We start from the raw sequence: 20,077 nt of genomic DNA on the forward strand, positions 1-20,077 counted from the left end.
CGCGCTGGACGTGAGGAAGGCCCCCTTCATCGCACTTCGAGCACCCGGCGCAGCTCCACCCTGGTCGACACGTCGAGCTTGCGGAACACGTTGGTCAGGTGGAACTCGACGGTCTTCATGCTCAGCACCAGCTGCGTGGCGATCTCCCGGTTCGACCGTCCCTGCCGGACCAGCGCCACCACGGCCCGTTCGGAGCGGGTCAATGACTTGAGCGCTGCCGGCGGTGCGTCCAAGGCAAGACCGACGCCTTCGCTCGCCCGCATGGTCAGCTCCACATAAGCCGCCGCCCCGAGAAGGGTGAACTGCCGCAACGCCGCGCGGAGCGAGCGCTCGGCCGCGGCCCGGTGGCCGGCGGCGGCCTGGCAGGTTCCGGTCAGGAGCTCCACCCGGGCCGCCTCGAGCGGCAGCCCGACCGTGCGGGCCAGCCGCAGGGCACGCTCGCACTGGCCGAGCGCCATGCCGTGATCACCGGCGGCGGCCGCGATCTGGCCGCGCACCCGGGTGACCGCGACCTGGGTGGACAGCCGGTCCGGGCAGGCCAGTCCAGCGGTGAAACCGTCCAGCGCGCTGCCCGCCTCCGCCACCCGACCCAACCGCGCCAACGCATCGGCGCGCAGCGGGCCGTACAAGTGGGTGCCCGGCTCCCGGGACGGATTGACCGACTCGAACTCCTCGGCCGCGGCGAGCAGGGCGGCGGCGTCCCCGCGCGCCTGGGCGACCGCGGCCCGGCTGGCGGCCGCGTAGGCCAGGCCGGACGCGGCGCCGACCTTGCGCGCCCAGGTGGTGGCCGTGGCCGCGTGCGCCTCCGCCTTCTCCCACTCCCCCTGCGCGGCCAGCGGGTAGGTGGCCAGCGCGTGCAGGAGGGGGTAGTCCCAGAACCGGTTGTTCTCCTCGGCGTCGCCGATCGCGAGCCCGGTGTGCAGGACGGCCTCCGCCAGCTCACCCTGCCGGTACTCGACCTCACCGAGATAGCCGATCGCCTGGGCGATCCGCAGGTACTCACCGCGGGTGGCACGATCCACCACATCGCCCAGGTCCTGCCTGGCCCCAGCCAGATCGTCGGTCCACAACCGGATCCACCCGCGCGCCACCAGAATGTCCAAACCAGATGATTCCATAGTGGACAGTTCGGCGAGCGCGGCGGACGCGTTCCCGGCGACCGCCAGCCCGATGGCCCGGGTGAACCACGCGAACGTGGCCACCCACGAGTCCTGTGCGGTGGCCACCGCCGCGGCGCCGTACTCGATCATCTCCGGGTACGACGAGGTCAGCAGCGCGATAAGGGACAGCTGGGTCGTGATCCGGGCGTCGAGGTCGACCGGCTGTCCGGGTTGCTCACCGCTGCCGGAGCGCAACTCCACCAACGCCCGGTCGAGCCGCGCCTTCGCCTCGGACACCTGACCGGCCAGCAGAAACTGGTAGCCGGCAACGTAATCCGGCCATGCCCCGGACTCGCCGGCGAGCTCGCCCTGGTACCGCGCGACCGTGGCGGCGTCGCCGACCACCAGCAGCACCTCGAGCGTGGTCAGCAGCCGGCGGCGACGCACCGGCCCGGGCGGGGTCAGGTCGAGGGCGTGCCGGAGATACACCGCGGCCGGCAGCAGCTGGCCCTGCGCGAGCTGGCCCGCGGCCGCCGCCTCGACGTCGCCGGCGAGTCGTGAATCCGGCCCGTCCGCGGCGGCGATGCGGTGCCAGACCTGCCCCGAGCCGCCGAGCCGGGCGGCCAGCAGGTGCAGCCGCCGGCGGCGGGTCCGGTCCAGGTCGTGGTACACCAGATCGCGGACCAAGGTGCTGGTGAACGCGAGATCCTGGCCCAGCGAACCGGGAATCTCCTCCAGCAGCCGCGCCTCGATGGCCTCGGTGACCGCGTCCTGCCCGGCCCCGCTGAGCGCCCGGACCTGCGCCATGCTGAACCGCCGGCCGATGACCGCCCCCGCGGCGACGAGGTCCCGGGTCGCCGCCCGGCACCCGGCCAGCCGGGACCGGACGGCCGCCGCCAGACCCCGGGGCGCGGGCAGCGATCCGTGCCCGAAGGCGATCGCGTGCAGGGGTAGCTCGTCGAGCAGGTGCCGGACGTGCAGCGGGTGCCCGCCGGTGTGCTCGTGCAGCCGGGCCGCACCCGCCGGGGAGAGCCCCGGATGCCCGCACGCCACCGCGAGCCGCACCAGGTCACCGGCCGGCAACCCGGCCAGCTCCAACCGGAGTCCCCGGTCGGAGTCGAGCAGCCGCCGCCACCCGTCGTCCAGCTCCGCCCCCTGGTGGCTGACGATGACCAGCACGGGCGCGCCGGCGAGCCGCCGGGCCGCGAGCCGGACCGCCGCCAGCGAGAGCCGGTCCGCCCACTGCGCGTCGTCGATCACCACGATCACCCGGCCGGCCTCGCGCAGCCGTTCGGCCAGGGCCTGCGCCAGGTAGACCGGGCTCGCCGACCCGTCGACCGCCGCGCCCGGCATGAGCTGCGCCAGCACACCCCAGGGCAGCTCCGCCTCCTCCTCGTCGCCGCTGGCCGTGACCACCGTGCCGGCTCCGGCGGTGCGGAGGAACCGCCGCACCAGCGCCGTCTTCCCGATCCCCGCGATCCCCGCCAGGCCGACGACCCGGACCTCCCCGCCGCCCACCGCCGCCCAGACCTGGCGCAGCGCCGCGAGTTCCCGCTCCCGGCCGGCGAATCCGGCTTCCTCGCCCATAACCATCGATGGTGTCAGGTCGTGGACCTCACCGGTGGCCGTGATCTGCCCGAGATGTCGCCGAGACCTGTTCGTGAACCACGGCCGTCGATCTTACGTATCTGCCCGTGGAGGGTGATACCCACGGAAGGGACGTGATCGTGTGCGACACGGCGTGGACGCGGGGATGTTCCAGCAGACCGCGCACAGCCCGTCGGTCTTCGAGCTGCACCGCAGGATGGGCGACCGGGCCCGGCAGCTGATCGACTTCTGCATCCCGTGCAACCCGTACTTCCCCACCCCGGAGATGTTCGAGCTGCTGGCCAGGAACCTCGAGTCGGTGCTCAAGTTCTACCCCAGCGACGCCGACACGATCGCCGGCCAGCTGGCCCGGGTGCTCGGGCTCAACCCGTCGACGATCGCCATGTCGAACGGGTCGACCGAGCTGATCACCTGGATGGATCACCTGTGGGTCCGGGAGAGCATCGCCATCCCGATCCCCACGTTCGGCCGGTGGACCGACCAGCCGCTGGAGACCGGCAAGCGGGTCGACATGTTCCCGTTGCGGGAACGCGACAGCTTCGAGCTCAACGTCGAGGCGTACGTCAACTTCATCCGCGCCCGCCGCTCCCGCGTCGCGGTTCTGTGCAACCCCAACAACCCCGACGGCGGTTACCTGCCGCACCGCCAGATCCTGCACTTCATGGACTCGCTCGCCGACCTCGACCTCGTGGTGATCGACGAGTCCTTCATCGACTTCGTCGAGATCGAGCGCAACCCCTCGGTGGCCAGCGAAGCCGCCATCCGCCCCAACGTCGTCGTGCTCAAGAGCCTCGGCAAGAACTTCGGCCTGCACGGCATCCGCTTCGGCTACCTGGTAGCCAACCCCGGCCTCGCCGCCGCCATGCGCAAGGCCCTGCCGAAATGGAACCTCAACTCCCTGGCCGAAACCATCGTGTTCATGCTCGCCGAGCACGGCGACGAGTACCACGAAAGCCTGCGCCTGCTGGCCCGCGACCGCTACACCATGGGCCGCCAGCTGGCCCAGCTCCCCGAGCTCACGGTGTACTCGTCCCAAGCCAACTTCCTGCTCGTCCGCCTCGCCCCCGACCTGGACGGCACCGACCTGCGCGACCACCTCCTCTCCCGCCACCAGATCCTCATCCGCGAATGCGGCAACAAACTCGGCATGAGCAAACAGTTCCTCCGCCTGGTGGTCCGCCCCCAGCAGGACGTCATCCGCCTCATCGAAGGCATCCGCGACTACACCCGCGCCCGCTGGCAGCAGGCCGCCGACCCGCCGAGCAAGCCGGTGGCACTGCGCAGCATTTCCTGATTCTCGGGGACGGCGCAGGTCTAAAGATAGGATTCGAGCGTACCCCTCCGGCGAACATCCGCGGTGACACAGTGAAAGCACCCACCGAATCGCATGACGTTCCGGAAAGGCAGCGGTAGAACTTCGAAGTCCCACCCCTCCAGCATCTCGATCAGCGGCCGCTCGCCCGCCTCCACCACAACCCGTTGCTGGTCGAGCATCAGGACGTTCATGCTGATCCAGGGACTGGAAAAGTACAGCGTATGGTCGCCGGGAACCGCCGGAGGTGGCGCCAGGCGGACATCCCACGCCTGAAGTGCCGCCGGGAGCGAGACGGCTCGCGACGGGTTGACCAGAATCTTGCCCGGCGCGAGCGGCATGAAGGTGGCATCGATATGCATGGGCGCCCGATCTGCGATATCCAGCGTGTGCACCGTGTAATCGGAGCCCAGGTGCCTGGTAACCCAGTCGATGCCGCTGCGGTTCGTCACATGGCTCCGCTGTGCGAAGATGTCACGCCCGCAGCGAACAAAGTCGGCGGCATCGAACGTCGGCTCGAACTCACCGGTCACGTAACGCCCGGTCGTGTGTGGCTCCTCATGGTCAAAGCCGTCGTCGTACCATTCAGCGCGCAACTGCGGTCTCGGCGCGCTGATCCAGCGTGCCCCCCGCTGGAAGTAACTGAAAAGAAGATGCCGGTAGGCATCGATCTCGAAATAGCGAGCGCGCCACGCCATGGGAGCCTCGATGATCGTGTCGCCGACGACGAGGAGCAGGTCGCGCGGCATCATGCTGTACAAGCCGCTCGGACTTTTCCAGTTGGGTGTCGAGAACGGCCGCCGATGATCGAGCGGGGCCGGCCTGGCCACGGTGATGCCCAAACGTTGTAGCGTTTCGGCGAAAACGGCGAGTTCCAGCTCCGCCAACCTGGCCTGCTCCGCTGGAAACGAGTTGCCGGCGTTGTCGACGAAGAACAATTTGCTCCGAGCCGGCATCGTGGCTTCCAACGCCACATCCCAGGCTGGCACCGCGGCGCCTTCGGCGATACCAACTATTACCTCTTCAAGTGGATCCCCACTCGTTGTAGGACGCAACGGGCGATGAGACCTTCATGTTTCTCCCTGGACTGCGGCATGGCTGAAGGCGTAACTCCCTATCCGGCGAAACTCGCCAGAGCGTCGAGCCGTGCGGCGACCGGGGCAAGGTGACCCGGTGACAGCCGTGCAAGCATCTCGTCGGCTTCGCGTTTGAGCTCCGCCGCACGCCGCCGTTCACCTCGCCGTGCCCAGACTCCTGCCAAACCGGCAAGGCAGTACGCCCGCACCAGGTGGTCGCGGCCATAGAGACGCTCACCCATCGCGGCCGACTCCGCGTACAGTTCCTCGCTCCGCTCAAGCTCGTCCGAGGCGCACATCACCGAGGCCACCCCGGCGAGGGACCAGGCCAGATCAAGATGGTCGCCGCCGTAGAGGCGGCCAGCCATCGCGGTGGCCAGTTCATAGGTCTTCGCCGCGTTCTCCAGCTCCCCGACGGCAAAGGTGCTGTCCGCAAGAATGCGCAGGCACCACAACACGTCTGGATGGTCGGATTTGAAAAGATGCAGGTCGATATCCAGTGCCTCGGCTGCGGCCTCTCGCGCCGCCGCCGTCTCACCAAGCCAGTAAAGGTTGGCCGCGAGATCACAGAGACTCTCGGCAATCTCGGGGTCCCGCTGAAGCCCGAGACGTCGGCGCATCGAGAGACCTTCTTCCACCAGTCCACGAGCCGTCTGGTAATCCAGCAAGCCGTAGTAGCTCGCTCCCAGCATGGTGAGGCTCGACGCGATATCGGCATGATCGCCGGTGAGGAGGCGACGCCGCATGTCGAGAGCCTCCTGGTGCAGTATACGTGCGACATCATCTCGCCCAAGCCAGTACTCACAGGTCGCGACCTCGCTCAAGCTGGCGGCGATATCCAGGTGATCTTCTGAGTAAAGCCGGCGGCGCGCGTTCAGGGCATCCTCGGCGAACTCCAGCCCACCGGAATGGTCACCCTTCACCTGCAGGGCACGCCCCAGGCCGCTCATGGCCGCCGCAAGATGCGTGTCGTCTCCCTGCACCCACCTCGGGGCCGAGTCGACGACCCATCGGAAAAGCAGTTCAGCGCTTTCCGCACCATATCTGTGCCGTAGCAGATAATCGCCGGTCCCCAGTGTTAGCATAAGAATATCGTCGGTGATATGGTCAGCTTCCCGACATCGCGCGATCAATGCCTTTGCGTGGTCGACGTAACGATGCCACACCGAGTTCCGATCAGCGATACCTTCAGCCGACGGCAAGACCGAACGGAGAATCTTCGCCGCATGATCCAACATAGCCAGGAGCGACTCCGAGCGTAGGCGCTCTCTCGTCACGGTCTGCACCAGTCGGTGAGTCCAGTAACGCCCTTCGAACGGCATGCTCAGCATGCCGGAGGTCAGCAGCGTCGAAATGCACTCGTTCTGGCCTAGCCGATTCACGACAGCCTCGGCCAGCGGCTCGGGAAGAACGTGCCGGGAACCAAAAATCAGGTCGATGGGCAGATCCTCCGGTGCCATCAGCGCGCAGAGCTCCAGTAGCTGCACGGCGGCGAGGTTGCGCCCGGCCAGGCGTCCCAGCGCGACACCGAGCGTGCGCCCGACGGTATCCGGATACGACTGCGGGTTTCCTCGGTCGAGCAGCTCTGCCGGATGCGCGGCGAACTGTTCAAGGTACTCTTCCAGGCGAATACCGCACTCATTCGCGTAGCCTCCGGCCTGATCGAGTGCGAGGGGAAGACCACCCAACTCCTGTGCCAGCTTCTTCGAGGCCGCGATGTCGGCGTCGCCGCTGCGGATCCGGAGCAGCCGGGCGGCCTTGGCCAGCGGTAGGGAGCCTACCTCGACGGAATGTGCTATTCCCGCCCACGCATGGCTCCGCGATGTGATCAGCAGATGCCCGTCAACTCCACCTGGCAAAAATGGCGTGATATCCGGTGCCGAAGCCGCATTGTCGAAGATCAGGAGCCAGGTTTCGTATGCGGCGAGCTGAACGCTGAGGTTTGCCGCGAGGTCTCGAGGGTCGAGCGCGGGATTGCTTCCCAAATGTATGGACAGGCGAGCCAGCGATGCGAGCGTGGACGACTCGGTTTCCGAAGGAACCCACCAGCCGAGCATGTACTCGTTCCGATATTTGTCGGCATAGGCAAGCGCGAGCTGAGTCTTCCCTACCCCGCCGAGACCGTGCAGGGCCTCCGGAAGCAGCACACTGCGGGATCGTTTCAACAGGTGCTCTCGAATGGCTCTTATCTGTCGCTCCCGGCCGACGAAACTTCTTACTCGCGGCGGAATGTTCCACAGCGTCGGGTCAGGTGCCATCTGCGCCAACTGCTCCGATCTCGATTCTTCTGATTTTCCGCCCAAATAGACATTGAGCTTCTGGATCGCGACCCAGTCGCGAGCTGCCTGCGCGACCACGCCACCGGAGACACTACCCCACAGGTGGGCTCCCCCCGACGTCTGCTGCTCCGTTGGCGGCCACACCGAAGCTGCCGGTTGCTCCTCGGCCACGTGCCCCCCTCAGCGGTGGACGTCCGGGACGGGTCGATGTAACGCATCGAGATCAAATGCAAGGTCTCTACGTGGCATGGTACCTACACCACCCGTTCCATCTCTACAATGTAGCCGCGGAAAGCATGATCCGAGGAGGACGGCTTTGATCGATTCCATAACCGCGGCGGCATTGTTGGCGGCAAGCCTGTTCGCGAAGAAAATGCTGGAGGAGACCGGCTCGAAAGCAGGTACTGCGCTGTCCGCCGCCAGTGGGCGGCTCGTGGCGTGGCTGCGGCATGCCGGCACCCGGAACCCGAAGGTCAGTTCGGCTCTGAGCGACATTGAGGCCTCCCCCGACGACCCAGCCAAGGTCGAGGCACTCGGGGAGGTTATCGCCGAACAGGCGAGAGGCAACGACGTGTTGGCGCACGAACTGATGGCGCTGGCCGACGAGTGCCGGACTGCCGGCGACGTCCTCACGATCGGTGGCACCCACATCCACGGCGACGTCTCAGGTGGGACCGTCACCCAATATGGAGGCAGCCACATCGAGCTCCATCCATGATTCCCGGCAGTAGGGACTTTGGACCCTGATCGCGCGGGACCCTCGACGCCTGCCCGGGAGTTGGCCGGCCGGTAGCGTCGGAGTCGGGAAGACGGGGGCGGTCAAGGGAGTTCCGGGTGATTCGGGTTTTTCTGGTGGACGACCATCAGATCGTGCGGCGTGGGATCGCGGACTTCATGAGCGACGAGCCGGATCTGGAGGTGGTCGGGGAGGCGGCGTCGGTGGATGAGGCGCTGGCTCGGATCCCGGGCGCCGGCGTGGATGTGGCCGTGCTGGACGTGCGGCTGCCGGACGGCAGCGGAGTGGAGCTGTGCCGGGAGCTGCGGTCGCGGCTGCCGGAGCTGAACTGCCTGATGCTCACCTCGTACGCCGACGACGAGGCGCTGTTCGACGCGATCATGGCTGGGGCGTCGGGGTTCGTGCTCAAGCGGGTGCTCGGCAGCGACCTGCTCAACGCCATCCGCACGGTGGGTCGCTGCTCGACCCGCGGACCACCACGGCGCTGCTGAACCGGATCCGCCGGGAGCGGCAGCAGCGCGACCCGCTGGCCGACCTGACCGAGCAGGAGCACGCCGTGTTCACCCTCATCGGCGAGGGCCTGACGAACCGGCAGATCGGCGAGAAGCTGTTCCTGGCCGAGAAGACCGTGAAGAACTACGTCTCGCACCTGCTCGCCAAGCTGAACATGCAGCGGCGGACCCAGGCCGCCGCGCTGGCCGCGCGGCTGAACAACCCGGACCAGGAGTCGCCCGAGGGTTAGAGGGGGACCTGCCAGGAGAGGCGGGTGCCGCCGTGGGGGCCCGGGCCGACGGTCGCGGTGCCGCCGCAGGTCGTGGCCCGGCGCTCGACGCCCCGCAGGCCGCTGCGCGCGACGCCGGGTGGGATGCCGGTGCCGTCGTCCACCACGTCGACGACGAGGTCGTCTCCGGCTTCGACGGTGACCACGATCTGGCCGGCCCCCGAATGCCGCAGCGCGTTGCTGACACCCTCACGCAGCACGGCCAGGGCATGCTCGCCGATCTCCAAGGGCACCAGGGTGTCCACCGCCCCGTCGATGCGGATCGACGGCGAGACCGGGGTGTGCGCGGACAGTTCGGCGACCACGTCGAGCATCCGCCGCCGGAGGCTGACCTCGCTGTCGTCCTCGCTGGTGTGCAGGTCGAAGATCGACGTCCGGATCTCCTGCACGGTCTGGTCGAGCTGCTCCACGGCGCTGACCACCCGCCGGCGCGCCTCCGGGTCGGTGATCCGCCGGATCCCGCCCTGCAGGCTCATCCCGGTGGCGAACAGGCGCTGGATCACGTGGTCGTGCAGGTCGCCGGCGATCCGGTCGCGGTCGGCCAGCAGATCCAGCTGACGCTGCGTGCGCTGCTTGTCGGCCAGCTCCAACGCCAGCGCCGTCTGGTCGGCGAACGACCCGAGCAGCGGCACCTGGTCCTCGTCGAACTGCGCGCTTCCCTTGTCCCGCAACGCGAGCAGCACCCCGGTCACCTGGTTCGCCGCACCCAGCGGCACGGCCAGCGCCGGCCCGAACTCGGCGGCCGCGGCACCGAACCCGGCCGACCGCACCGCGGTCACGTCGGCGATCAGCGCGGGCGTGCGGGTGGCCAGCACGTCGGCGATCATCGGCTCGGTGCTCGCCACGGTGGCGCCCACCAGGTTCTCACCGCGCTCGGTGGTCGCGGCCCGCACCACCAGGTCGCCCGGGGTGTCCGGCCGGACCAGCAGGATGACCGCACAGTCCGATGTGGACAGTTCGCGCACCCGCTCGACGATCAGCCGCATCGCCGCCTCGCCCGATCCGCCGCCCAGCAGCAGCGAGTTGACCTCGCCGGAGGCCTGCTGCCAGCGCTCCCGGACCCGGGACTCCTCGAACAGCCGGGCGTTCTCCACCGCCACCCCGGCCGCCGCGGCCAGCGCGCGCAGCACCACCTCGTCGTCGGCGGTGAACTCGGCGCCACCACGCTTCTCGGTGAGGTAGAGGTTGCCGAAGACGGCGTTGCGCACCCGCACCGGCGCGCCGAGGAAGCTGCGCATCGGCGGGTGGTTGGGCGGAAACCCGACCGAGGCCGGATGCTCGGTCAGGTCGGGCAGCCGGATCGGCTCGGGGTGGTCGATGAGCAGGCCCAGCAGACCTTTGCCCTCCGGGAGGTGGCCCATCCCCGCCCGGGTCTCCTCGTCGATCCCGACGTAGACGAACCGCGCCAGGCCGCCCTCGTCGCCCAGCACGCCCAGGGCGCCGTAGCGGGCGTCGACCAGCTTCACCGCGGTCTCGACGATCCGCTGCAGGGTTCCGTCCAGCTCCAGCCCGGCGCCGACCGCGAGCACCGCGTCCAGCAGGCCCTGCAGCCGGTCGCGGGTCCGGCCGATCTCGGTGAGCCGGTCCTGGACTTCACCGAGCAGCTCGTCCAGCCGGAGCCCGGCAAGTGACATACCAGCCGTTCCGGACTGCGGCAGCTCTTCCTCCGGCATCCCATACCTTTCGGCGGGCGTTCGAGGAGATTCCACCACGGCCGTCACGCCGGGTCGAGCTGACCGGTGGCCGGCACCAGGTCCGGGCGGATCACGGCGACCGGGCAGCGGCTGCTCCGGATCAGGGTCCGGCTCACCGAGCCGAACGCCATCGACGCCAGCCGGCCCCGCCCCCGGGAGCCCAGCACCAGCAGCGCCGCGCGGCGGGCCCGGCGGGTCAGCTCGGTGACCGGGTCGTCGTCCACCACCAGCTCGGCGGCCGCCACGTCGGGATACCGCTCGCCGTACCCGGCAAGGGAAACCGCCAGGGCGCGGTGCTCCCGGGCGCGCTCCACCACGCGCTCGGCCCGCTCCCGCGGCGCCGTCCAGCAGAGCACCACGTGCAGGTCGCGTCCCGTGCGCGCGGCGGTGGCGAAGGCGTAGTTGAGCGCCGCCCGGGAGGTCTCCGCGGTGTCCACGCCCACGAGCACCGGGGCGGCGGGACCGGCCGGCGCGGCGTCCTTCGGCACCACGACCATCGGGCAGGGCGACGTGGTGAGCAGCCCGCCGGGGACCGAGCCGGTGATCGCCTCGACGAACGGGCTGTGGTCGTCGGCGCCGACGACGAGCAGGTCCGCCCCGTCCGCCGCGGCGCGCAGCACGTGCTCGGCCGGCCCGATGACGGTCCGGGTGCGCACCTCGACTCCGGGGTGCCCCCGGGCGACCGACCGTCGGGCCGCGGCCAGGCGGACCACCGCGGACCCCACCACGTCGCCGGCCTGCCGGGCCGGGCAGGCCGACACCAGCTCCAGCGCGGCGTGCCGGGCCTCGGCCTCGGCGGCGGCCCAGGCCACCACCTCCGGCCGGGGATCGAACGGCGAGACGCCGGCGACCACGCGCCGGATCCCAGCGGCGGTCATGGTTCCTCGCCCTTCCCCACGACACCGGCGACCGCGTCCACCCCGCGACGCGGCGTGCGCGGCGCCGGGTAGCCGTAGCCGAGCCGCAGCGCCGTCTGCGCATGCTCCCGGCCGCCGAGCAGCTCGCGCAGTGCGGCCCGGGTGGCCGGGACCTCGGTCGGCTGGGACACGAACGACGCGGTCAGGCCGTCCACCGTGGCGGCCAGCAGCACCCGCTGCAGCGCCTGGCCGGCCCGCACCTGGTCCAGCGCGGTGTCGCCCGGCGTGGCCAGGATCGCCACCAGCGGGTCCCGCTCGAATGGATGGTCCACAGTGGACTCGTTGAACCGGCGCAAGGCGAGCACGCCACCCCAGGCGGGCCGCGGGCCGCCGGCCGAGCGCGGCACCCCGTCGGCCCGGCCGGCGTGCTCGGCCACCCACGCCCGCAGTTCGGCCTGGTAGGCCGGATCCTCCGACTGCAGGTGGTCCGCGCGGCGCAGCAGGGCGGCGAACGCGCCCAGCTCGCTCGGCCGCTCCAGCAGGATCAGCCGGCCGCCCTCCGCACCGGCGGCGCGCAGCAGCCCGTGCCGGACCCGGGCCGGCACCGGCCGGTCGGTGAACGGGTGCCGGTTGGACGCGCGGCGCTCGATCGCGCCGGCCAGCGCCCGGTGCTCCGGCGCCGGCGCGCGCTCGCCGCCGATCCACGCCGTGGCAAGGAGATCGGGCCGGTCGCGGTCGGGCAGCAGGTCGACCCGCACCGCGCGGCCGGCCGCGTGCACGGCCAGGCGCAGGTTGAGCAGGGCGGCACCACAGGCCAGCCGGGCCTCCCGGGCGTCGCCGTCGGCCACGGCCAGCACCCGCTCCCGGTCGAGCAGCAGGTCCACCCGCCGCGGCCCGGTCTCGAACCGCCACGGCTGGGTGTTGTGCGGCGAGGGTGCCCGGATCGCCGCCCGCAGCGCGGTGTCGACGACCGCCGCCGTGGAGAGCTGGGCGGTGCTCATGGCGTGCTCCCCTCCTTCGCATGCGCCCGGACCACGCCGGGCACGGCTTCGGCGAGGGCGGTGGCGACGTGCCGGTCGGTCTCGTCGCCGTACCGGTCGCCGATGGTGACCACGCCCCGGCGCACCTCGACGTCCCACCGGTTCGGCCCGCCGTAGATCTCCAGCTTGTGCCGCACGTCGCGGGCGATCGTGGCGTCGTCCCGGCCCACCACCCGGACCAGGTCGCGCCGGGTGACGACGCCGATCACCCGGGAGCCGTCCACGATCGGCATGCAGCGCTGGCGCGCGTCCAGCAGCGCCCGGGTCAGATCGGCGAGATCGGCGCCCGGACCCATCGCGGTGACCGGCGTGGACATCACCTCGCTCACCGTCTCCGGCACCGGGGTGTCCACAGTGGCCGGTCCGCCGTGGATCAGCGACCGCGGGTCGCGGGGGAACCGGTCCGCCACCAGGTCGGCCTCGGTGACGATGCCGATCAGCCGGTCATCGTCGTCGAGCACCGGCAGGGCGGTGAACCCGCGCTCGGCGAGCACGGCCGCCGCCTCCTGAACCGGGGTGTCGGCCCGGACGGCGATCACCGGGCTGGTCATGATGTCCTGGGCACGCATGGCGTTTCTCCTTGTGCGGCTTAGGTGTTGACCGGGCGGGCGACGATCACGGGGCAGCCGGCGTGGTGGATCACGGCCTGGCTGACCGAGCCGAGGGCCAGCCCGGCGAACCCGCCGCGGCCCCGGCTGCCCACCACCAGCAAGCCGGCGTCCTTCGCGGCCTCCAGCAGGGCGTGCGCCGGCCGGTCGTGCTCGACCACCCGCCGGACGGTCACCTGCGGGTACTTCTCGCGCCAGCCGGCGAGGCGCTCGCCGAGGGTTTCGGCGGCCTCCTCGGCCAGGGCCGTCCAGTCCAGCTCGGGAACGTGGCCGCCGGCCGGGGTCAGCGGCATCGGCGCGTCGGTCCAGGCGTGCACGGCCACCAGGTCCACGCCGCGCACGGCGGCCTCGTCGAAGGCGAGCGCGACCGCCTCCTCGCTGGCCGGCGAGCCGTCCACGCCGACGACCACCGGGCCGCCGGGGTCCGGCTCGTCGCCGCGGACCACCGCCACCGGGCAGTGCGCGTGCGCGGCGAGCGCCACCGTGACGGATCCGGCCAGCAGCCCGGTGAACCCGCCGAGCCCGCGGGAACCGAGCACCAGCAGTGCGGCGTGCTCGCTGACCTCGCGGAGCACCGGGACGACCGGACCGCGCCGCACCTCGGTCTCGGCGTCCACACCGAAATCGGCGACGGCGGCCGCCGCGTCCCGCACCGCCGCGGCGGCCGCGGTCTCCAGGGCGGCGAGCAGGTCGGCCCCGTCGACGATGGCCGGGCCGTAGACCCGAAGCGGCCACTCGTAGGTGTGCACGATCCGCAGCCGCCGGCCACGCCGCCGGGCCTCGGCGGCCGCCCAACCGGCAGCCCGCAGCGCGGGATCCGAACCGTCGACCGCCACCACGATCGGATTGGTCGTGTCGTTGATGCTCATCTCATCTCCTTTTCGGGGTTGGTCAGCAATGCCGGCGGTCCCTGATGTCGATCACGCCCGGAATGGCGGCGATGCGGGAGAGCGCGGGGGCCTGGCCGCCCGGCTGCCGGCCGGTGAGCTGCACGACTCCGGCGTCCACGCTCACCCGGACCGCGTCGCCGAGCTCGTGCTCGACGTCGGCCTGGATCTCCTTGTCCGGCCGGAGAAACACGCTCAGCAGGTCGCTCCGGGTCAGCACACCGACCAGCCGCCCGCCGTCGGCGACGTACAACTGGTGCCGGCCGGACCTGACCAGCGCCCGGGTCGCCTGGCTGAGGGAGGCGCCCGGGCGCACGCTGACCGCCGGCGAGGTCATCAGCTCACCCGCGGTCCACCGCCGGGTGCCGCGGCGCTTTGCCTTGGCGCGCAACAGGTCGGCCTCGGACACCTCGCCGGCGAGCAGGCCGGTGGCGCTGACCACGGGCACCGCGCCGAGGTTCCGCTCCGCGAGCAGTTCGAGTACCTCTTTGACCGGGGTGTGCGGCCGGACGCCGACCGGGTTCGGCGCCATCATCGAGGCGACGGTCGTCGCGCTGAGCTGGGTGGTCATCTGCGGTGTCCTTTCCTGCGGGGACACCTCAACCCTCGCCGCCCGCCGGGATGGCCGGCACCGACGCGAGACCCGAACCAGCAGGGACCTTCGACCCTGCGCGTCGGCGCGGACGACGAAAGCCTCTCGATCGCGGGACCTTCGACTCCGGAGGCGCAGCGGTCGACTCCTCAGGATTGGAGCTGTCCAACCGATGGAGGAGGTCCGAATGTCGATCAAGGACGTCGTGCGCAAGGGCACGACCCAGATTCCCGCTCAGCACACACCGAGCGGCACGCCGGCCGTGGCCGCGGGCCGGATCGTCGCCGCCGTGCGGATCACGATGGGGCTGCTGTTCGGCTGGGCGTTCGTGGACAAGTTGTTCGGGCTCGGCTACGCCACGGGCTCGGCCGGCGCCTGGGTCAACGGCGGCTCACCAACCAAGGGTTTCCTCGGCGGCCTCAAACACGGCCCGTTCCAGACCATGTTCACCGGCTGGGCCGGCGACGCCTGGGCCAACTGGCTGTTCATGCTGGGCCTCGGCGGCATCGCGGTCGCGCTGCTGTTCGGCGTGGGCCTGCGCATCGCCGCCGCCTGCGGCACGATCATGCTGTTGCTCATGTGGGCCGCCGAGTGGCCGCTCGACCGGCACACCTCGACCGGCGAGCTGACCAGGTCCACCAATCCGATCCTCGACGACCACATCGTCTACGCGCTGGTGCTGATCGCGCTCGCCGCGCTCTACGCCGGCCACACCTGGGGCCTCGGCCGGCGCTGGACCAAACTGGACCTCGTCACCCGAAACCGCTGGCTCATCTGAGATCCACCAGCTTGCTCCCGTGTGGACAGTCGGAGTCCACACGGGAGCTTCCGGTATGTCAGGGCGTCCAGGGCGTGCTGACCGCCCAGGTGGTGTCGGCCGCCCAGTTGGTCGTGGTGTCGAAGTTGTTCGAGCCGCCGTTGCTGGCGATGAACAGGGTGTTGTTGAAGTGGCGGAGGAACCTCGTCGGGAAGTTCATCGCGGCGAACGAGGTGCCGGTGCCGGCGTGGGCGGCCTGCGGGCAGAACGTGGCGTCCTGGCGGAACAGCGTGCTGCCGTTCATGGGCTGGCGGAACACCTGGAAGTTCTGGTGCCGCAGGAACTCGCCGGGGAAGTTGCGGGACTCGAACGACACGCACGAGTTGTTCGCCAGGCCCCGGCGCACGATCCAGCTCCCGTCACCCTTGTCCACGGCCGAGCTGCCCGACGTGATCACGGAGGTGACCGCGTTGTTGTTCTGGTGCCGGATGTAGCGGTCGGTGAAGCCGGAAGTGGTGGCGCGCAAGGAGATTGTGGAGCCGGAGTTGAGGGTGCCGGGCGCGACCGGGCTCGGGCCGCCGTAGCCGACCGAGGCGATGTTGGCCTGCACGGCGTTCTCCGTCGCGTCCGACGGCACACCCGCGGTCATCGCGCCCTCGAAGAAGTTGCCGATGGCGCTGTTGCTGTTGTCGCCACCGATGCCCAGGATGATCGCACCTTCCTTGTGCATCGGCGAGTAGCCGCTCCGGAACGGCGGGACCGGCAGCGCCCCGGAGAACCGGGTGGCCAGGCCGCCGGACTGCGCGTTGCCGTCCTTGAGGGCGAAGAAGTTCGTGCCGTTGTTCTTCAGCGTGGTGGTGACGTACGGGTTCCGGTTGCCGGTGTACGACGCGTTCTGGCTGCCGCCGGTGTTCGACTGGAACAGGCCGTTCTCCAGGTCTGCCATCACCCACGGGCCGCCGCCGTTGCACGGGGAGAACCAGCACAGCGTGCCGAAGTAGATGGCGTCCATGTGGCCGTTGCCGTTGTCCAGGTTGTTGGTCTCGGCGTTGCCGTAGTCGAAGCAGCAGCCGCTGTTGAAGTGCGTGCCGGACATGACCGCGTACATGCCCTCGGGCTGGCTGCCGGTCGCCACGCCGGACGTGGAGTTGTCGCGGTAACCCATCACACCGGAGAACTCCGCGCCGTACACGTTGCGGCCGCCGGCGGTCACCGGCAGCGCGTCCGCGGGCACCGGGTTGTCCTGGCCGCCGACGCCACCGGGCGGCGCCGGGGTGAGATCGTTGTGCCTGGTGGTCTGGTCGAAGATGATCGAGATCACGCAGGTCGTGTTGGCACAGAACGAGTCCTGCGCCGCGGCGTTCGCGTACCCGCCCGCCTCCAGGACGCCGATGTTGAGCGTCTGGTTGTTCGACGCCCGGCGCACCTGGTACAGCGGCCCGTTGTAGTTCTGGAACAGCGCCCGCGTCGTGCTGTGCGCCGCCACGCACGGCGTGCCGCCGGACGCGTAGATGTCGCACGGAAGCGGCCCGGCCGCCTGCGAAACTCCGGTCGAGGCGACCATCGTGCCACCGGTCAGCACAAGGGCCGCACCCACGGACGCCAGTGCTCGTCTCATCATTGTGCTCCTCTCAGCAGGGGTGTCGTCCGAGATCTCGAACAACGTTCGAAGAGCGGTAACGAGATGGACACTAGGGCCGGCCCGCAGCCGGTGCAAGCGGGATGCCCTGAAGGCCGCCTTCGGGACGTTGAGTGCCCTGAAGGCCGCCTTCAGGGCACTCACCACCCACCGAAATGCCCCTTTTGAGCAAGTTCGGAGAACGGCAGTCCCGTCCACCGGGTGAAAATCTCATGGTCCCGTACCGAACCGGAAAGGCAGGGTGGCCATGAGCAACAGCACCGTGCTCGTGCTTTTTCCCATCGCCGTGGCCATCATCATGCTCGGGCTCGGCCTGACGCTGACCCTGGACGACTTCCGCCGGGTGGTGAAATACCCGCGGGCGATGGTGGTCTGCCTGGTCTGCCAGATGCTGGTCTTACCCGCGATCTGCCTGGGGCTGGTGGTCGCGTTCAACTTACGACCCGAGCTCGCGGTCGGAATGATGCTGCTCGCCGCCTCGCCGGGCGGGAGCACGTCCAGCCTGTACAGCCACCTGTTCAAGGGCGATCTGGCGCTCAACATCTCGCTGAGCGCGGTCAACTCGGTGCTGGCGCTGTTCACCCTGCCGGTGATCGTCAACCTGTCGATCGCGGGATTCATCGGCTCGGACAAGTCGATCGGCCTGCAGTTCGACAAGGTGGTCCAGGTGTTCGCGCTGGTGCTGATCCCGATCGCGATCGGCATGGCGGTCCGCGCCCGGTTCACCGCCACCGCCGAGCGGCTGGAGCGCTCCGTCAAGGTCCTGTCGGTGTTCGTCCTGCTGCTGATGGTCGGCAGCGTGATCGCCGGCCTCGGCAGGAACGTGTTCGCCATTCTCGGCGAGATCATCGTCGCGGCGGTGGCCTTCAACCTGATCAGCATGGTGGTCGGCTACTACGCCCCGCGCCTGCTGAAGGTCGGTGAGCGGCGCTCGATCGCCTCGGCGTTCGAGATCGGGCTGCACAACGCGAGCCTGGCCATCACCATCGGGTTGAGCCCGACCCTGCTCAACAACACCCTGATGGCGATGCCGCCGGTGGTGTACGGCTTCGTCATGTTCTTCACGGCCGCCGGCTTCGGCTTCGTCGTGTCCCGCCGTGTGCCCACGCTGACCACGGTCCGCGGCGGCAGCATCGAGCAGCCGGGGGCGAGCAGGCGCCGGCCGGCCGCGTGATCTCGAAGATCTGGCCCGCAGGCGATCCGTTGACGGATGGTCTGCGGGCCAGGTTCGTCGCCGCCGAAATGCTTGCTCACTGAATGGAAGCCGTTGACCGCAATGGCAGGAAATTGGTGCGATGGGAACATGCTCGCGCCAAGACACGCCGCGGTAGCGCCGCGCCCCACGCTCGTTCCCGCGGCAGGTTCGGGAGCCCGGCCGGCCCCGGTGCCGGCTGTGCCTACTTCGGAGGTCACGATCGCCTTCCGGGTCGCGGCGGAACCGGCCGAGCTGGCCCACGTCGCGGCCCGGCTGGTGGGGTTCCTGCGTGAGCTGGTCGGCGTGTCCTCGGCCCGGGTGCTCGTCGAAGCGCGGGCCCCGGCGCCGTCGATCGTCCGCCGCCCCCGGACCGGCACGCCCGACGCGGCGCTGCGGATTCTGGTGACCCCGCGGCGGGTTCTGCTGCACGGCGCGGACCTGCAGCTGACCCGGCTGGAGTTCGACCTGCTGCTGTTCCTGTGCAGCGCGCCGGGACGCGTGCACACCCGCGCGGCCCTCATGGCCGGGGTGTGGCACAGCCCGGCCGATCTCGGCGGGCGCACGGTGGACGTGCACGTCCTGCGGCTGCGCCGGAAGCTGGGCGCCGACCTCGGCCTCATCCACACCGTGCGCGGCGTCGGCTACCGGGTCGACAACCAGCACCTGCTGTCCATTGAGGACGGTTAGCGGCGGGTCACCCGCAGCGTGTAGTCGCTGCTCGCCGACTTGCTGAGGAGCTCGATGCGGACCCCGGCCGTGGTGTTGTCGTAGGTGGCGACCTCGCCGGTGCCGAGGTCGAACGCGGCGTCGTTCAGAGCGTTGCCGCACAGCGACGTCGTGGGGTGCGCGTCGACGACCCGGACCGGGCCCGAGCCGGAGTTGATGCCGGAGTCGACCTGGTAGACCAGCACACCGGTGTCGCAGATGGCCGAGTCGTTGCCGGCGCGGGTGCGGACCTCGGCCACGAAGGCGACGTTCGTGCTGGTGCGGACGACGACGGCCTTCACCCCGCCGGTGGTGCTCAGCGGGTTGACCGTGACCTGGGTCGTGCCGGGCGTCGAGACGCAACGCAGCTGGGCGTCGTCGAGCCAGCCGAGCTTCCACTTGTGCCAGGCGAAGTAGTCCGGAGCCGGGCCGCTGATCAACCCCATGAGGTCCCAGCCGCCGACGAACGGGTGCCCGCCGCCACCGCTGGCGAACGAGTACAGGTCGGGAAGGCTGAACGTGTGGCCGCTCTCGTGGTTGAGCACCTTGAAGCCCCAGTTCCACATGTCCTGCCCGAACGTGACCACCTGCCGGAACTCCCGGCCGTCCGCGGACACCCCGGCCCCGGCCGGCGCCAGGAACGTCGGCGAAAAGCTGATCGCGGCCGCGGCCCGGTTCGGGATGATGTGCAGCAGCTGGAAACCGCGGAAGTCGACCGCGGCGTCGGCGGCCCGCACCGCGTCGGTGATGTAGGCCCGGTGCAGGGAGAACGTCAGGCCGCGCTGGAAGTTGTACGCGCTGGACGGCTGCGGCATCCGGAACCAGCGGTGCACCGGGGTGACGTCCATGGTCAGCCGGCCGTACGAGCTGGCGGCGAACCAGTTCGGGCCGCCCGGCACCAGGTTGGCGAAGTCGGTCGTGGTCGCCTCGGTGGCCGGCACGTCCGGGAAGTCGACGAAGATCGTCACCACGCTCACCCGGCCGACCGGCCGGACGAAGTTGGCCCAGTTCGTCGGGCCTTCGGACAGGTTCACACCGGTGTTGGGCAGCCCGCACGGACCGGACACGTCGGCCACCGCCACGTCGGCCGCGGTGGGTTTACCGAACCAGGCCAGGAGAGCGACGGCGGCAAGGGCGAGTCGATATCGCATGGGATCTCCTCGATGTTCGAAATACCGAATTGTGTTCCGGATTCCGCACATTGAGGGTAG

At 70.1% G+C, this 20,077-nt stretch carries 16 protein-coding genes and 1 pseudogene; 6 read left to right on the forward strand and 11 right to left on the reverse strand.

The features are described 5' to 3' along the window. Positions 1-26: 26 nt before the first annotated feature. Positions 27-2,687 carry a helix-turn-helix transcriptional regulator gene (locus VGR06_RS23940; protein ID WP_327561357.1) on the reverse strand — a complete coding sequence of 887 codons (2,661 nt, stop codon included), beginning with the start codon at positions 2,685-2,687 and terminating at the stop codon, positions 27-29. A gap of 142 nt (positions 2,688-2,829) precedes the next feature. On the opposite strand from VGR06_RS23940, the gene VGR06_RS23945 reads away from it, so the two are divergent. Continuing rightward, positions 2,830-4,002 (forward strand): histidinol-phosphate transaminase, encoded by a 1,173-nt coding sequence (locus VGR06_RS23945; RefSeq protein WP_327561358.1) that lies wholly within the window; start codon positions 2,830-2,832, stop codon positions 4,000-4,002. Positions 4,003-4,022: 20 nt separating this feature from the next. On the opposite strand, the gene VGR06_RS23950 is transcribed toward VGR06_RS23945, so the two are convergent. After that, positions 4,023-5,009 (reverse strand): amidinotransferase, encoded by a 987-nt coding sequence (locus VGR06_RS23950; protein ID WP_327561359.1) that lies wholly within the window; start codon positions 5,007-5,009, stop codon positions 4,023-4,025. 125 nt (positions 5,010-5,134) lie between these two features. After that, on the reverse strand, positions 5,135-7,546 hold the full coding sequence (gene fxsT / locus VGR06_RS23955; RefSeq protein ID WP_327561360.1) for an FxSxx-COOH system tetratricopeptide repeat protein: 2,412 nt from the start codon (positions 7,544-7,546) through the stop codon (positions 5,135-5,137). 145 nt (positions 7,547-7,691) lie between these two features. Here fxsT and VGR06_RS23960 point away from each other — a divergent pair, with 145 nt between their 5' ends. Together VGR06_RS23960 and VGR06_RS23965 are read left to right on the forward strand one after the other, a co-directional pair. Beyond that, entirely contained in the window at positions 7,692-8,093 is a 402-nt protein-coding gene (locus tag VGR06_RS23960) for a hypothetical protein (protein ID WP_327561361.1), read from the forward strand. A 176-nt stretch (positions 8,094-8,269) separates the two neighbouring features. Further along, positions 8,270-8,853: pseudogene (locus VGR06_RS23965) on the forward strand (response regulator). Here the strand turns inward: VGR06_RS23965 and VGR06_RS23970 are convergent. Genes VGR06_RS23970 through VGR06_RS23995 form a run of 6 tightly spaced genes read right to left on the reverse strand, consistent with a single transcriptional unit; the run spans position 8,850 to position 14,549 of the window. After that, a complete protein-coding gene (locus tag VGR06_RS23970) occupies positions 8,850-10,565 on the reverse strand; it encodes a GAF domain-containing protein (RefSeq protein ID WP_327561362.1) in 1,716 nt (571 codons plus the stop codon). The pseudogene VGR06_RS23965 and the gene VGR06_RS23970 overlap by 4 nt on opposite strands. A gap of 44 nt (positions 10,566-10,609) precedes the next feature. Further along, positions 10,610-11,464 (reverse strand): universal stress protein, encoded by an 855-nt coding sequence (locus VGR06_RS23975; protein ID WP_327561363.1) that lies wholly within the window; start codon positions 11,462-11,464, stop codon positions 10,610-10,612. Continuing rightward, a complete protein-coding gene (locus tag VGR06_RS23980) occupies positions 11,461-12,444 on the reverse strand; it encodes an Acg family FMN-binding oxidoreductase (protein ID WP_327561364.1) in 984 nt (327 codons plus the stop codon). Before VGR06_RS23980 ends, VGR06_RS23975 begins: the two co-directional genes overlap by 4 nt. Further along, positions 12,441-13,052: an HPP family protein gene (locus VGR06_RS23985; protein ID WP_327561365.1), complete on the reverse strand. Its 612-nt coding sequence runs from the start codon at positions 13,050-13,052 to the stop codon at positions 12,441-12,443. Before VGR06_RS23985 ends, VGR06_RS23980 begins: the two co-directional genes overlap by 4 nt. A gap of 20 nt (positions 13,053-13,072) precedes the next feature. Next, positions 13,073-13,960, reverse strand: coding sequence for a universal stress protein (locus VGR06_RS23990; RefSeq protein ID WP_327561366.1), 888 nt, complete (start codon positions 13,958-13,960; stop codon positions 13,073-13,075). 22 nt (positions 13,961-13,982) lie between these two features. Beyond that, entirely contained in the window at positions 13,983-14,549 is a 567-nt protein-coding gene (locus VGR06_RS23995) for a CBS domain-containing protein (RefSeq protein WP_327561367.1), read from the reverse strand. 208 nt (positions 14,550-14,757) lie between these two features. Here VGR06_RS23995 and VGR06_RS24000 point away from each other — a divergent pair, with 208 nt between their 5' ends. Beyond that, on the forward strand, positions 14,758-15,348 hold the full coding sequence (locus tag VGR06_RS24000) for a hypothetical protein (RefSeq protein WP_327561368.1): 591 nt from the start codon (positions 14,758-14,760) through the stop codon (positions 15,346-15,348). 58 nt (positions 15,349-15,406) lie between these two features. Here the strand turns inward: VGR06_RS24000 and VGR06_RS24005 are convergent, their stop codons facing one another. Further along, a complete protein-coding gene (locus VGR06_RS24005) occupies positions 15,407-16,945 on the reverse strand; it encodes an alpha-L-arabinofuranosidase B (RefSeq protein ID WP_349256895.1) in 1,539 nt (512 codons plus the stop codon). A gap of 268 nt (positions 16,946-17,213) precedes the next feature. On the opposite strand from VGR06_RS24005, the gene VGR06_RS24010 reads away from it, so the two are divergent. After that, on the forward strand, positions 17,214-18,140 hold the full coding sequence (locus VGR06_RS24010) for a bile acid:sodium symporter family protein (RefSeq protein WP_327561370.1): 927 nt from the start codon (positions 17,214-17,216) through the stop codon (positions 18,138-18,140). Between the two features lie 219 nt (positions 18,141-18,359). Next, positions 18,360-18,848: a winged helix-turn-helix domain-containing protein gene (locus tag VGR06_RS24015; protein WP_327561371.1), complete on the forward strand. Its 489-nt coding sequence runs from the start codon at positions 18,360-18,362 to the stop codon at positions 18,846-18,848. Here the strand turns inward: VGR06_RS24015 and VGR06_RS24020 are convergent. Further along, complete coding sequence (locus VGR06_RS24020) at positions 18,845-20,017, reverse strand: M6 family metalloprotease domain-containing protein (protein ID WP_327561372.1); 1,173 nt, start codon at positions 20,015-20,017, stop codon at positions 18,845-18,847. The genes VGR06_RS24015 and VGR06_RS24020 overlap by 4 nt on opposite strands. Positions 20,018-20,077: the final 60 nt, after the last annotated feature.

The organism is Actinophytocola sp. (assembly GCF_036002505.1).
GTDB lineage: Bacteria > Actinomycetota > Actinomycetes > Mycobacteriales > Pseudonocardiaceae > DASYTH01.